This window comes from Micromonospora endophytica (assembly GCF_003236305.1).
Classification (GTDB): domain Bacteria; phylum Actinomycetota; class Actinomycetes; order Mycobacteriales; family Micromonosporaceae; genus Micromonospora; species Micromonospora endophytica.
The window spans coordinates 1-821 of sequence record NZ_POTX01000501.1; the positions used below are offsets into that span (position 1 = coordinate 1).

General features: G+C 72.6%; 1 protein-coding gene. It reads left to right on the top strand.

Annotated features, from left to right (window positions below; all coding sequences use genetic code 11):
- Window positions 1-4: 4 nt before the first annotated feature.
- Window positions 5-821 (top strand): menaquinone biosynthetic enzyme MqnA/MqnD family protein (locus C1I93_RS30770; RefSeq protein ID WP_111246722.1); only part of this gene is annotated, 817 nt, incomplete at its 3' end.

Genomic DNA, 821 nt, shown 5'->3' on the forward strand with positions numbered 1-821 from the left:
GGGCATGGTTGAGCGCGTTGGCCGCCCCCGGGTCGGGCACATCCAGTTCCTGAACTGCCTGCCGATCTACTGGGGGCTGATGCGCTCCGGCGCGCTGCTCGACGTCGACCTGCACAAGGACTCGCCGGACCGGCTGAACGCGGCACTTGTCGCCGGTGACCTGGACATCGGCCCGATCTCCCTGGTCGAATACCTGCGCCACGCCGACGAACTGCTGCTCCTGCCCGACCTGGCGGTCGGCAGCGACGGGCCGGTGCTCTCGGTCAACCTGGTCAGCACCCGCCCGCCGGCCGAGTTGGACGGTGCCCGGGTGGCGCTGGGCTCCACCTCACGGACCGGGGTGCTGCTCGCCCAGTTGCTGCTCCGCGAGAGGTACGGCGTACGCCCGGACTACTTCCGCTGCCCGCCGGATCTGACCCAGATGCTGCTGGAGGCGGACGCCGGGGTGCTCATCGGCGACGTGGCGCTGCGCGCGCTCTACGAGGCGCCCCGCCGGGGGCTGGAGGTCACCGACCTGGGGCTGGCCTGGCGGGAGTGGACCGGCCTGCCGATGGTCTTCGCCGTCTGGGCGGTCCGCCGCGACTTCGCCGCCGCCCATCCCGGCCTGGTCAAGGAGGTGCACGAGGCGTTCCTGCGTTCGCGCGACCTGTGCCTGGCCGAACTCGACCAGGTCGCCGAGTCGGCGGCCCGCTGGGAGTCCTTCGACGCGGCCACCCTGGCGTCGTACTTCCGGGCGCTTGACTTCTCTCTCGGCGAGCGCCAGATCGCCGGTCTGCGCGAGTTCGCCCGCCGCGCCGCGCTGCTCGGCGAAACCCCCGCCC